This window comes from Pseudoalteromonas sp. Isolate6, from assembly GCF_022398435.1.
Taxonomy (GTDB): Bacteria; Pseudomonadota; Gammaproteobacteria; order Enterobacterales; family Alteromonadaceae; genus Pseudoalteromonas; species Pseudoalteromonas galatheae.
On record NZ_JAKEVK010000114.1, the window covers coordinates 1 to 14,303 of the forward strand.

Consider the following 14,303-nt stretch of genomic DNA (forward strand, 5'->3'; position numbering starts at 1 on the left):
CATCGAAGAAGTGTGATGTACGTCAAAAACGAGCCGCTTTATTTACATTTATCATTGTAATATACGAACTTTGAGTAATACTTTATTTCTATGTTCACTTAATAAAAATCAGACTATGCTAAATAGGGTTTCAGTTAAAAGCAGATTGTTGTCGCTTTCGGGCATACCTGCTGTGTTTTTTATTCTTGCTACCATCTTCACCATCGGAACATTATCCAACCTTATCAGCTACATTGACCATATCTATGACGACAGAGTTGTACCACTTAGGCAAATAAAAGTGGTGTCAGATAACTATGCGGTGGTTATTGTTGATACTTTTCATAAGTTACGAGGTCATCAACTCTCAAATAGTGCTGCATTAAAGCAAATCGACGAAGCGAAGAAGGTTGCGGAAAAAGAATGGCGACAATATTTATCGACCGATTTGACAAATGAAGAACGAGAGCTTGTCAAACAGGTTGAGGCTGCAGAACTGACCGTTAAACAGTTGTTGGCTGATTACACTAGCAGAGTAAATGCCAATACATTTGAAGAAATTCCCTACGATAAATTTGTGCATGACCTTTACGCCGTATTTGACCCTTTAAGTGAGAGTTATACTGCGTTGATTGAATTACAGCTTGCCGAAGCAAGTTCGCTGAGAGATAAGGGACGCTCAGAAGCCAGTGCAACCAAAACGGCCATGATCGCGTCATCCTTCATCATTGTGATAGTTATGGTAGTGATTGGTATGCTGATATTCAGATCAATCAATGAGCCACTCAATCGCCTGCGTTTACGCATTGGTAATATCGCAAAAGATGCCGACTTAACTCAGCGTGTAGTGATTGAAGGGGAAGATGAATTGAGTGAGATAGGTAATGATTTTAATACTATGGTGTCGAGCTTACATGAACTAGTCACTAATCTAGTTACTATGGTAAATAGCCTTTCTTCTACGTCCAATGAGCTAAATGGAATTAGCCAGTCAATTGCTGGTACGTCACAAGAGCAGGAACAGCAAACGGTAATGATAGCCACTGCGGCGACGGAAATGAGTAGTGCAATACAGGAGGTTGCACATAGCGCGATGAACACTGCGAACAAGGCTGAGATGTCGGGTAAGCTAGCGAAACAAGGAATGAGTGTAATATCGCAAAATATTCAGGCTATTGAGCGCCTAGCTAATGAGGTTGGGGATAATGCACAGTTGATTAAAGCATTGAACGATCAGTCTAATGAAATCAACCAAGTTGTGTTAATGATCCAAGGCGTTGCAGAACAAACAAATCTTTTGGCATTGAACGCTGCAATTGAAGCTGCGAGGGCTGGAGAGTCCGGCCGAGGCTTTGCAGTTGTTGCTGATGAAGTCAGGCAGTTGGCACACAATACTCAAAAAGCCACAGAATCGATCCGGGATATGATCAGTAAGTTACAAGGCATGGCACAAAACGCAGTGTCATCCATGGAAAGTGCGCAATCGAGCGCTGCAGCTGGAGTGGATAGGGCTAATGAGTCAGCTCAAATCATGACCGACATAGACAAGGCGGTAGATGAAATCGTCGGTATGAACATTCAGGTTTCAACTGCGACAGAAGAACAAACAACGGTGGTTGCGGAAATAAGTGAAAACATAAACGACTTCAGTAGTAGTATTTCTGAAATTACTCGCAATGCACAAAGTAACGCAGATGTAAGTAATGATTTAGAAGCGCTCGCTGAAAAGCTAAACAGTCAAGTACTGGTATTCAAGGTTTAATGATGGCTTTACTTGATAATTAACTTAAGAGGTTTTGCGCTAAAGTCAGAAACCACAATGAAGCTGATTATTTGGGGCTAGAATAGAGCGGGTTTTGTCCATAAACCCGCTCTATATATTTAAGCGTTTTGCATACCTAACCAAGCCTGAAATAGGTTGCTAACCCAGGCCCTACTGTTTTGTGTTAAAACAGGTATTCCATACTTAAATTGTATGCTCTAGGCTCGTTATGTTTTTTAGGTACAAAACCGTACGTGTCGTAAAACGTCTCATCTGTTAAATTGCTGATATTCAGTTTTAGGCTAAGCTGGCTAGAGTATTGATATTTGATGTGTGCATTAAGTAAAAGCTGGCTATCAAGCTCAGCGCGCACAGCACCTCGACGGCCACCTGTTGGCAGCCCAAGGTCAACACCAGGAACGTTTAAAATATCAACTTTTCTGTTTGTATCCCAAGTTGCACTCAAGCCTAAGTTCCAAGCCCCATAAGTATATTTAGTACTTGCATTGAGCGTCTTTCTTGGTGCGTACAAGTTAATATCTTCACCATTTTCGTCGACAACATCGAAATCACTGTAACCAAAGTTTGCTTGCCAATCTTCTGTTAGCTTTGCTTCTAATTCAACTTCAAATCCATCAGCCTCTGCACCATCAACGGGTCGATACCTAGCTGGTCGCTCATTCGCATATTCGGGGATAACAACACCAAAGTCTTCCTTTAAACTATCAAAATAAGCGACATTTAAGCGTAACTTGTCGTCCCATAGTGTGGTTTTGATACCTACTTCTAAGTTTCGCGCTGTGATCGGCGCTAATTGCTTTAAGTTCACATCTATTTTATCCAGTTGTGGCTCATAGGCGTCGGTGTAACTTGCATACGTGCTGATCTGATCATTGATATTGTAAACCAGCCCCACATATAGGCTTTCACCAGTTTCTTTACCTTTATCGCTAGAGAATCCGCTCCAAGCAAAATCACGCTCGTTGGTGCGTTCATAATCGAAGAATTTGACGCCTAGAATAGCGTGAAGGTCATCTGTTAACGTTAATTTACTGCTAAGGGCGATACTCAGCTCTTTTGTTGCTTTGTCCCAATAGCCAATGAATTGCTTATCGGTTGCGGTTAAATGAGCAGCAGGGTGAAGGTTATTAATCGATTGGAGTGGATAAAAAATTGTCCTCGCATTTTCATCCAACTCTTCGAAGCGATCGTCAGTAGATTCAAAATCTGCATTTAAATAGGTGATATTTACTTGGTGCGATCGGTCAAATAATTCAAATCGACCAACCAGTCCCAAAATAAAATTAGTCCCATCGACGGTTTCTATCCAACGTCTATCACCGCCTTGAAGACCAAGGCCCGTTTCTTTGTTTGGGTTTCCACTAAAGTAGGTTAAGGTAATGTCAGCTTCTGTTTTACTGTATTGTGCGCCAAAGTTAAGTGCCCAATCTAAATTGATTTGGTGAGATAATTTTAAATGATAACTTTGGTGGGTATTGCCGTTGTAACTATCTGGCGAGGATAAATTTGTTTTCTTGTCTATTTCAACAGAGCTACCATCAGAGTAAAAAATTGGCAATCCCCACGGCGATAGTTTCAGTTCATTGTCTTGGTAATGAACACTAAACGAGGCTTCTGTATCTTCAGAGAAATAATGATGCAACTGAGTGTATGCAACGATCTTGTTACTATTTTCTTTATCGACGAAGCTATCTTTTTCCTCATAGGCAAGAATAACTCGTCCGGCCAATGCTTCATCTTTAGTGAGAGCTCCGGTTGCATCTACATGTGTACGCATTTTATTCCAAGAGCCAATCTCGGCACCAACTTCAACAAAACCGCCTCGATCTGGTTGCTTGGTGATAACATTTAGTGTTGCTGATGGTTGTCCTGCGCCAGCCATCAAGCCAGCAGCGCCCCTAAGAACCTCTACTCGGTCATAGACAATAGTGTCTAGGCGACTCTCTTGTGGTCCAGCAATTGAAGTAGGTAAACCATCTTTGACCAAGGCATTGACGAGATACCCACGAGAGGTAAACTCAGTATTATCACCCGCTCCAAATTTGTATCTTGAGATACCAGTTGCTTGTACCATGATATCTTCGAGGTCATTAAGTTCGAAGTCTTTTATATAATCGTGACTTAAAACGGTGACAGATTGGGGGGTTTCTTTAATAGTAAGGTCAAGTCCTGTGGGACCCGAGTTACGCTTGATTGGCTGGCCAACAACACTGATCCGTTCAATATTGTCGCGATCGACTTCTGCTGCCGCATTTGGAGAAAAATAAAGGAGTGATAACATCAGAGCTAGTGCTGTAGATTGATGCGCTTTGGTTTGCATGGGTGTTTCCTTTCCTAAATTGTTTTTTCGTCACAAGAGATAAAGATGAAAGTTCCTATGAAATGTAGGAGCTATTTTTCTGAGATTGAACCAAGCTTTCGACCAGTTCTAACTGAAAACAGAAATTATTTTCAATTCTAAATGATAATTCTTTTTGTTACCATAAGGGGTAATTCAAAAAATGAATTATTGCAAAAATAATGGCTTACCCAAATCTCAGATTGGTCAGGATCTAATTGTTAGGTAGGGTGTCAATTAGGTTAGATAGCGCTGTCACAGGGGCTTATCTGTGTTTGAATATCAAAGCAAGGGAGTGAAGTCGTTTTATGTCTTCGCTATTAGGTGGTACATGACGGCAAAACAATGGTTCAACTGGCATAGTTTGAGTGGCGTGTGGTTTGGGTTGTTGCTGTTCATAATATGCTGGACTGGCGCGTTTGCGAGTATTGCCCACGAATTAGATTGGCTATTCAATGAGCCGGTGAGGGCAACAGAGGGCCAATCAAACATAAATTTAGCAGCAGCTTATGAGATGGTACAAGAGGCGTATCCTGACGCCCAAATAGGGATTGCCTTTACAGGTCCTGATACTTATTTTGCGCATGACATCGTGATGCGGATGCCAGATAGTCCATGGCAACATGTTTATGTCGATCCATATTCAGGAGCTATCCAAGCTGAAACCAGCTTTTTTAATATTCAGCGCTTTTTTCGCGATTTTCACATGCATTTTTTCGGCGTTTTTGACAGCATCATTTCATATTATCTTGTGCTTATCTTTGCCGTGCCTTTATGTATTTCGACTGTGAGTGCGCTTTATGTATATCGCGGCTGGTGGAAGAAGTTATTTGCCTTAACACTTAGCGGGGATGCTCGAGCCAAAATGGCAAGTATGCATAAAATAAGTGGAGTATGGGGCTTATGGCTTGCGATTGTTATTTCATTCACGAGTATCTGGTATCTATTTGAGTTTGTACGAATGGATCTGGTTGATGGTAAAACAGCCTTTACCGACGTTGGTGATTTTGCCGTTAATCCTTTGCCCGAACTACCACGACAGAATAAGCCGCAATTGTCAGTAGTAGAATTATTCGCAATAGTAAAAGGGGCGAGACCCGACCTTGAGGTGAAAGCGATCCGCTATTCTGGAGGTTATTTTTATGCTGAGGGGCAATCCCACGATTGGGTCGTGCGGGATAGGGCAAATAAAATATATGTAAACCCTTACAGCGGTGAAGTTGTATACAGCCAAACAGCATCGAGCCAAGGTCTGTACTGGCGCTTATCTGACACTGCAGACCCTCTACACTTTGGCAACTTTGCGGGTGTATGGGGGAAAATATTGTGGTTTATATTTGGGATTGTAATCTCATTTTTGGTTCTCAGTGGTACTTATATGTACATTAAACGGCAGTTTAAGTTGCGTCGTAAAGATGAGCATCGAGGTGTTGTAGTGTCACTGTCTTTAAGCTTTGGAATGATCTTATGTATTTGCTTTTACGCTCAACAGACTATTATGGGTTATGGTATTGCAGGAAGGTGGCCAGAGTTACCCTTTGCTTCGTTTATATTTTTATCGGCCTGGGTGTCGTTCACTTGCTTAATTATCGTGCTTTGGAGCGCAGCTCTGCTTAACTTATGTCTTAAAAATCGGGGGTCTTCGTTCAAGTTGGGTATGAATTGATTTTTTGCAGGCCAAAAAAAACCTCGCTGCTGCGAGGTTTCTTCACTCATGAAACTGTGATTAAACAACACCACGAGGTAAGCGACAGTCGTGATCCTTTGCTGCTAATTCAGCAATCCACTGTTCTTCTGCTTTGAAGCCATCTTCGTTTTCTGTAACGATAGTAAAGCTTGCTGATTTTACAGCTGCAGCCTTAGGCGCTTTCTTAGTCGTTTTCGCTTTTTTGGCAGGTGCCTGCGTTGTCTCACTTGCTACAGCTGACCCTGAAGTTAGCTCTTCTGTTAATTCAGCCACTTCAGCAAGACGCATGTTTTTGCCTCCATCGATGCTATACCAACCTGGTTTTGCAGTGATTTCAGGCTTTTTGCCATGTGCAGCTTCGTACGCAGCTTCGAAAGCGCTTAGTACTTCAGTTTTATCTAGTTTACTCATCGTAGATCCTAGTCGTGTTGTACGCGGATACGCGGGTTAAGATTAAACTCTATTTATACCCATATTTGCGCAAATTTTCAATTTTTTACGTTTTTCAGCGCTAATTCATCGAACTTTAGCCTGATTTTGATGTCTTTTTCGACGCTTATAGTGCTTCTGGGTCAATAATACGACGAATTGTGATCCACATACTGCCAAGTTGCTCATGCCAAATCCGGGTGACTACTTCTAAGGCCTTATGGTTCGGGATAAATAGCCTGCTTAGTGGGTATTGCTTGAAGTTATAAAATTCCGTCGGCGCAGAGAACACTTCAATACCTTGCGCTTCAAATAGGTTTTTTGCGCGTTTCATGTGCGCAGCCGATGTAACCAATGCAACGTCATAATCGACTAGCAAAGGTGCTAGCATTTTTGCTTCGTCCGCTGTGTCTTTGGCATTGGGGTTTTGCTTAATACGTGTAGCGGAAATACCTAAGCTCTGTGCGGTTCTCGCCATAAGTCCCGCGCTTGTTGCATGGCCATAGCCGTAACCAGAGACATACAGTTGGGCTTTTGGGTAAATATTAGCAAGTCTTACACCTTCAACTAACCTAGCTAGACCGCAGCTGCCGAGTTGGGCGTTGCTGGGGAGAGATTTATCTGGGTATAAATCACAGCCAAGTACAACGATTTTATCTATGTTGCTGTGCTTACTTGGATTGAATGCAGCGAGAGTGCCAGTATCTCTCTCGATAATATGTTGTGCGACATAAGGAGTCGACAATGCCCAAGTGGTGAGTAAGACGAACCAGCTTGCAATATAAGGTCCTTTACGCATCTTAGAGATAAAAAGCATAAGCCCCATAAGCACAACCAAAGATAACGGTAAAGGCATCAGAAGTTGACCGACAACCTTTTTGACTTCAAACATTTAAAGATGTCCTAGATTTAGATAAGCCTAACGCAATGCTAGCATGAGATTGAAGCTGTAGAAATGTATAACAGTAAGGGCTCAAAAAGAGCCCTGAATATTATCTTGCGGTGGTTTTGCGGCAAGTGTTGAGGAAATGACGATAGACAGGGTTGTCTTTCATGCTTTTCTTCATAGCTAAATACATCGGGCGATTTAACCCAAGTGCGCCAAGAGGAATAGATTTAATCAATCCTTGGCTTTCATAGGGGGTCACTAACCAGTCCGGTAATGCTGCAACCCCCATACCTGCACTGACAAGTTGGAAGATTAATAAACCTTGATCGACGGTTTTTAGTGTACCGTCAAAGCGTGCATTTTGAATGAAGTGCTTAAATATATCCTGACGCTCTCGTGGAATAGGGTAAGAAATGATGGTTTCATCTTTTAGGTCGAGTGCTGTGACATAGGCCTTCTTGGCCAATTCGTGATCTGGTGCAACGATTAACTTTAATTTAAAGTCAAAAAGGTGCGCGTATTCCAGTTGTTCGGGTTCTCGAATGTCTGAGGTAAGCACTAAGTCCAGCTCATCTTCAATAAGGTCAGGAATAGCGTCGTAGCTAAAGCCCCGCTCGTAATCGACCTTAATGTCAGGCCAAAAGGTATTGAATTCTTTAATTGTTGGCAGCAACCAGTGAAAACATGCATGACATTCCACGCTTAATCTGAGTTGCGAGATAGGCTGATTAAGGCTTTCCTTCAGACGACACTTGGTTGCTTCAACTTTAGGTAAAACATCGTTGGCAAGTTCCAATAATAACATCCCTTGAGGGGTAAAACGTACAGGCTGCGTTTTGCGCTCAAAAAGCTGGCAGTCGAGTTTGCTTTCAAGATCTTTGATCTGATGTGATAAAGCAGATTGAGTTAGGAATAGCTCTCGCGCAGTATTCACAAGAGAACCAGTTTCTTTCAAGGTGGAGATAGTCTTTAGGTGCTTTATATCAATCATTATCAACAATTCTCATATTTGAAGTGAGCAAATCTCAGCTTTTCTCAATATTACGATTCTATTTAGTTATTATCAATGTCTAGACGTCTAAATACCTGCGGTGAATTGTTCAAAAATTCACTAATCCACTATAACACTAAAAATGACAGCGTTGTCACTACTTCTGTAAAAATTTTGCAAAAAATTACAATTTAATTTTATTCATGTGAACTCTGAGAAAGCATCAATTGTTGTTTTTAAACATGAAAACTATATTTTAGACATCTAAACCTCTAGATGGAATTTAAATTATGGCATTAACACATAACTTGGGCTTTCCTCGTATAGGCAAAAAGCGTGAACTTAAATTTGCAGTAGAACGCTATTGGTCAGGTGACTTAACGAAAGACGACCTAATCGCAGAAGGAAAGCGTATTCGTGCAAAAAATTGGGCGTTGCAAGCTGACGCAGGTGTTGACCTTCTCCCTGTAGGCGATTTTGCTTGGTATGATCACGTATTGAATATTTCATTACTTGTCGGCGCTATTCCTAGTCGTCACAAAAATAATGAGCCGGTAAATCTTGATACTGTATTTCGGATTGGTAGGGGGCGAGCACCTAGCGGCTGTGCGTGTGCTGCCAGTGAAATGACAAAATGGTTCAACACTAATTATCATTACATCGTCCCTGAGTTAACACAAACGCAGGACTTTGCTCTGACTTGGACGGAGTTATTTACTCAAGTAGAGGAAGCACAATTACTTGGCTACCAAGCAAAACCCGTATTGGTCGGCCCGGTAACCTATCTCTACTTAGCTAAATGCGTTGGTCAAGAGTTTGATAAATTGGCTTTATTAGATAAGTTATTGATTGTATATCAGCAGGTACTCGGCAAGCTTGCAGAGCAAGGCGTTGAGTGGGTACAAATTGATGAACCTATTTTAGCATTGGAAATCGACGATGTTTATCGCAACGCGCTGCGCCGAAGCTTTGATGCGTTGAACGGCCAAGGAGTAAAAGTGTTATTGGCCAGTTATTTTGACTCCGTACAAGCGCATCTTGAAGATATCCAGTCTTACCCCGTAGAAGGCGTACATTTTGACTGCATAGCGGCAAACTATGACTTGGCCGTGTTAGGTGAAGTAGTTGGGCAAGATAGTGTACTGTCCCTCGGGATTGTGAATGGTCGTAACATTTGGCGCTCGGATCTCGAAGGCGCATACCAGCAACTTGCTCAGGTTCATGAACGTCGTGGTGATAATCTCTGGCTTGCTCCTTCATGCTCATTATTGCACACGCCAGTCGACTTAGAGCAAGAGCAACAGCTTGACAGTGAATTAAAGTCTTGGCTCGCATTTGCCAAACAAAAAGGGCAAGAGCTGGCATTATTGAAAAATGCATTGGAACAACGTGATATTACCCAGTTGGTCGAATATTCTAAGCCTGTAAAAGCGCGCTTGACCTCTACTCGCGTGAATAATAGCGAGGTACAACAGCGTGTTTCAGCGCTTACAGCAAAAGATGGTCAACGCAATAGTGAATTCGCGATCAGAATTAAAAAACAAGCACAGTCGCTAAATTTACCCCTATTGCCAACCACAACGATCGGCTCCTTCCCACAAACTCAAGCTATTCGTAAGGCACGGCGTGATTATAAGGCGGGTATCTTGAATGCTGATGCTTATCATAGCCAGATGGAAGCGGAGATCCGTTATGCCGTTGAAGAACAAGAAGCGCTTAACTTAGATGTGTTTGTACATGGTGAAGCGGAGCGCAATGACATGGTTGAGTATTTTGGTGAATTACTCGAAGGTTTTGCCTTTACTCAGTTTGGCTGGGTGCAAAGTTATGGTTCACGCTGTGTTAAACCCCCTGTGATTTGGGGAGATGTTTCGCGTGCAGCACCAATGACAGTTAATTGGACGAGTTATGCACAGAGCTTAACCAAAAAACCGATGAAGGGTATGCTAACAGGGCCTGTGACTATTTTATTTTGGTCGTTTGTCAGAGATGACTTAGACAAGCCAAGCATCGCGAATCAAATTGCACTAGCACTGAGAGATGAAGTCGTGGATTTGCAAAATGCAGGGATTAAGGTGATCCAAATCGATGAACCTGCATTTAGAGAGGGGATGCCACTCAAAGCCAGTCAGTGGCAAACCTACTTAGCTTGGGCGGCGTATGCGTTTAGGGTATCCGCAAGTGGTGTGAATGACGAAACACAGATCCATACGCATATGTGTTATTCGGAGTTTAACGATATTATCGCCGCCATTGCAGATATGGATGCAGACGTGATCACGATTGAAACGTCACGTTCAAATATGGCGTTACTCGACGCCTTTGAACATTTTGACTACCCCAATGACATCGGGCCTGGCGTTTATGATATTCATACGCCAAACGTCCCTGAGATGGCATGGATAAAAGATTTAATTCACAAAGCAGCGAAGAAAATTCCAGTAGAAAGATTATGGGTGAATCCAGATTGTGGGCTTAAAACTCGAGGATGGCCAGAAACCCGAGCCGCACTTGAGAATATGGTGACAGCGACCAAGGAGCTCAGAAGCGAATTAGGGAAAAGTTAATCTAAAAAGTCCACATACCTCATTGTTTATATACAATGAGGTGTTTGCTAGTTTCTACTCAGTAAAAATGCCATCGCTTGATCTGCGGCTAATGGTTTAGAAACAATATAACCTTGACCAAATTGACAGCCTTTTTGCTTTAATAGCTGCCACTGGGTTTCGAGCTCGATACCTTCAGCGACAACGGTCAGATTAAGTGATTGCGCAAGTTTCAAAATCGCATCAACTAGGGGGTTCTCTCTTTCAGTTAGTTGGTCAATGAAACTCTTATCAATCTTAAGCACATGAATAGGCAGCTGGTGCAAATAACCTAATGCAGAGTAACCCGTACCAAAGTCGTCAAGATAAAGCTTCACTCCAAGGGATTCTAATCCCTGAATAATTTTGGTTGCGAGGGCTAGGTTCGCGATCAATCCAGATTCTGTGATTTCCAAACATAAAGAACCAGGTGTAAGCTCATAGCGATGATAAAGTTGCTGAATTGTATCTACGAACTCTAAGCTTGCGAAATGTCGCGATGAAACATTTACGGTAATACGAATCTTTGGCTGCTTTTGCGCTTTCCAGCGTTTGAGTTGTTTGGCTGCTAATTCCAGCAAATGTAAGTCAAGCTCAATGATCTGTCCGGTTTGCTCTGCAATCGGAATAAAAGCATCTGGAGACACTAGACCATTTTTGGGGTGAAACCAACGGACGAGGGCTTCAAAGCTAACAATAGTGCCTGTCGTTAGGGAAAATATCGGCTGATAATACAGCGAAAATTCATTGTTTTTTATGCCATGCTGCAGATCATTTTCAATATCGGCCTGCTGTTTTAAGCGTTTGCGCATGGCGTTATTAAAATAACATACTTGACCTCGGCCCAAAGATTTTGCTTCGTACATTGCCGCATCTGCTTGTTGCAGTAAATTAATTGCGCTATCGGATTCGTTATCAGTGAATGCAACGCCAATACTGCCAGAAGCTTGTAGAACATGGCCATCTATATGAAGAGGCTTGGTTATGGCGGTGGTGATCCTATTAAGAAGCAGAGTGACTTGTTGCCGGTCTTGGACGTTTTCCATAAAAATCGCAAACTCATCCCCCCCGAGCCGCGCAAAGGTGTCGGTTTTGCGAATGCAGCCATTTATCATCTCAACAATAGCAATTAAGAAATGGTCGCCAACATCGTGGCCAAGTGAGTCATTAATGCTTTTAAATCTGTCTAAATCGAGATAGATCAGGCAGTGCAAATTAGAGGACTCCACTCGCGCTAGCCTCAAAATAGCATGTTTGATCCGCTCTAATAATAAATAGCGATTGGCTAGACCTGTTAAATCATCGTGTAAAGCTCTATGTTCTAGTGCCTGCCTTGAAAGCTGCCGATCTATGGCCATGCTGACTTGACGACTTATATAAGTCAGAATAGATAAATCATGACTCACGAAAGCTTGGTCGTTATTATAGCTTTGCAGCACAATCACGCCCTGATATTGATCATTAACCAAAAATGGTACGCCTAACCAAGAGCGTGGCGAGCGACCCACCATCTTAAAATCACCCCGCGTAATGTGCGCTCTAAATTGATCGTTATCGCATAGCAGAGGTCGTTGGTTCTTCAGAATATAGTAGGATGCAGTATGCTTAATCTGATCTTTTGATACTTTTTGGTGAGCATTACACTTTTCGCCTCCCTCAATCAAATAATCGATTTCTAAAATATCCTGTTGAGTATCATAAAGGCCAATAAAGAAATTCTCGGCGCAAAGCTGAGAGGCAATGATTTTATATAAGTCATCATAAAAAGCTTCAAGGTTCTCAAAGCGGTAAGTGATGTTCGCAATTTTCAGTAGTGATTTTTCTAAATTCTGCGCTTGGTGCAACTGGGTAATCGTGGTTTGGAGGTTTTCTAAGGTGCGTAATTGATGGATTTTGGCGCTGAGTAAATGTGCGACCGTTGATAATATCTGTAAATGCGCGGAGGTAAAATAATCAGACTCAGGGTGTTCACAGTCAATAACACCGATCAAGTGGCCATCATACTCAAGTGGTACACATAGCTCTGACATGGCTGGCCGTAAATCAGCAATATACATTGGGTGAGAGGCGACGTTCCCAGAAATAAAGGGCGCTCTAGTCGTTGCAACTTGCCCGGTAATACCTGAACCAATCTTTATCTTAGTTTGCTCAACACGATAATCCCCATTAGCATGGCAAACGCCCATACTTGCAGCGACTTCTAAATACTCTTGATAAGGGTCAGCAAGGTAGATAACACAATCTACAAATCCAAGTCGATTAACGACCTGTGTTGTAACGTATTCAAATAATTCGTCAAGTTTGGTTAGATGCAGCAGCGACGAGGAAAACTGGTTAATGATGCTAAGCTGCTCAGTTTTTGATTCTAATTTTTGGTTCTCAGATAGCATACATATTTCTCATGAAAAGATGCTACTAAGTTAACTTAAATTGTATATATTTACCAATGTTGTGAAAAATGAAAACGAGCTAAAAGTAAACTGACAAAATGAAATAATCTGCGCTTGGCCTGAAAAACTTTACTAACACCCATGCGCAGCCTATGATCGGGCAAATTCAGCAGTGGAAGAGAGCAATGACGAGCAAACAAACGCTAACGATTACACGACCAGATGATTGGCATGTGCACCTACGTGATGGTGATGTCTTGGTCGATACGGTAAGAGATATTAGTCGCTACATGGGCCGTGCGATTATCATGCCAAACCTAGTACCACCAGCAACTTGCACAGAGACTGCTTTGGCTTACCGTGACCGCATTATGGCCGCTAATCCTCAAGGTAACTTTCAGCCGCTAATGGTGTTATATCTCACAGATAACACGACTCCTGAAGAAATCAAAAAAGCGAAAGCAACCGGTCATATCGTTGCAGCTAAGTTGTATCCAGCCGGCGCAACAACAAACTCAGCATCGGGCGTAACGGATATTGAAAATGTATATCCAGCGCTTGAAGCGATGCAAGAAGTTGGCATGTTGCTACTCGTACACGGTGAAGTGACGGACTCTTCTATTGATATCTTTGATAGAGAAAAAGTGTTCCTTGAGACGAAATTATCCAAAGTCGTTGATAACTTCCCAACGTTAAAAATTGTACTCGAACATATCACGACAAAAGACGCTGTTGATTTTGTTAATCAAGCGCCTGACAACGTTGCCGCAACTATCACAGCCCATCACTTGCTTTATAACCGCAATCATATGTTGGCTGGTGGCATTCGCCCTCACTATTATTGTTTACCTATCTTAAAGCGCAATACGCATCAACAAGCATTAATTGAAGCGGCGACAAGCGGAAGTAAAAAATTCTTCTTGGGTACTGACTCAGCCCCTCATGCGAAAGATAAAAAAGAAGCTGCATGTGGTTGTGCTGGGGCGTATACCGCACATGCTGCAATTGAGCTCTATGCAGAGGCATTTGAAGATGCAAACGCACTTGATAAGTTAGAAGGCTTTGCTAGTCACTTTGGTCCAGATTTTTATGACCTGCCGCGCAATACGGACACCATTACGCTGACTAAGTCTCCGTGGCAAGTGCCCGATTCATATAAATTAGGTGAAGGAACGGTTGTTCCGATTAAAGCAAGTGCGACAATTGATTGGAAAGTTGAATAAGAGTTAAAT

General features: G+C 42.3%; 9 protein-coding genes. 4 read left to right on the forward strand and 5 right to left on the reverse strand.

All coding sequences use genetic code 11. The annotated features are described in order from the left end of the window. Positions 1-115 precede the first annotated feature (115 nt). The gene (locus tag L1D50_RS14915) at positions 116-1,741 is read left to right on the forward strand and encodes a methyl-accepting chemotaxis protein (protein WP_128726910.1); all 1,626 of its coding nucleotides are present in this window, start codon (positions 116-118) and stop codon (positions 1,739-1,741) included. Positions 1,742-1,925: 184 nt separating this feature from the next. Here L1D50_RS14915 and L1D50_RS14920 read toward each other — a convergent pair whose 3' ends face one another. Next, positions 1,926-4,082, reverse strand: coding sequence for a TonB-dependent siderophore receptor (locus tag L1D50_RS14920; RefSeq protein WP_239966312.1), 2,157 nt, complete (start codon positions 4,080-4,082; stop codon positions 1,926-1,928). Positions 4,083-4,431: 349 nt separating this feature from the next. Here L1D50_RS14920 and L1D50_RS14925 point away from each other — a divergent pair, with 349 nt between their 5' ends. Then, positions 4,432-5,766: a PepSY-associated TM helix domain-containing protein gene (locus tag L1D50_RS14925; protein WP_239966313.1), complete on the forward strand. Its 1,335-nt coding sequence runs from the start codon at positions 4,432-4,434 to the stop codon at positions 5,764-5,766. 60 nt (positions 5,767-5,826) lie between these two features. Here the strand turns inward: L1D50_RS14925 and L1D50_RS14930 are convergent, their stop codons facing one another. From L1D50_RS14930 to L1D50_RS14940, 3 genes are all read right to left on the reverse strand, one after another. Next, positions 5,827-6,198 carry a hypothetical protein gene (locus tag L1D50_RS14930; protein WP_010606607.1) on the reverse strand — a complete coding sequence of 124 codons (372 nt, stop codon included), beginning with the start codon at positions 6,196-6,198 and terminating at the stop codon, positions 5,827-5,829. Positions 6,199-6,343: 145 nt separating this feature from the next. Beyond that, a complete protein-coding gene (locus tag L1D50_RS14935; RefSeq protein ID WP_239966314.1) occupies positions 6,344-7,108 on the reverse strand; it encodes an ElyC/SanA/YdcF family protein in 765 nt (254 codons plus the stop codon). Positions 7,109-7,208: 100 nt separating this feature from the next. Next, complete coding sequence (locus tag L1D50_RS14940) at positions 7,209-8,096, reverse strand: LysR substrate-binding domain-containing protein (protein WP_010370874.1); 888 nt, start codon at positions 8,094-8,096, stop codon at positions 7,209-7,211. A 290-nt stretch (positions 8,097-8,386) separates the two neighbouring features. On the opposite strand from L1D50_RS14940, the gene metE reads away from it, so the two are divergent. After that, a complete protein-coding gene (metE, locus tag L1D50_RS14945; RefSeq protein WP_275660205.1) occupies positions 8,387-10,663 on the forward strand; it encodes a 5-methyltetrahydropteroyltriglutamate--homocysteine S-methyltransferase in 2,277 nt (758 codons plus the stop codon). Between the two features lie 47 nt (positions 10,664-10,710). On the opposite strand, the gene L1D50_RS14950 is transcribed toward metE, so the two are convergent. After that, the gene (locus L1D50_RS14950; RefSeq protein ID WP_239966315.1) at positions 10,711-13,071 is read right to left on the reverse strand and encodes an EAL domain-containing protein; all 2,361 of its coding nucleotides are present in this window, start codon (positions 13,069-13,071) and stop codon (positions 10,711-10,713) included. 185 nt (positions 13,072-13,256) lie between these two features. Here L1D50_RS14950 and pyrC point away from each other — a divergent pair, with 185 nt between their 5' ends. Next, positions 13,257-14,294 carry a dihydroorotase gene (gene pyrC, locus L1D50_RS14955; protein WP_128726904.1) on the forward strand — a complete coding sequence of 346 codons (1,038 nt, stop codon included), beginning with the start codon at positions 13,257-13,259 and terminating at the stop codon, positions 14,292-14,294. Positions 14,295-14,303: the final 9 nt, after the last annotated feature.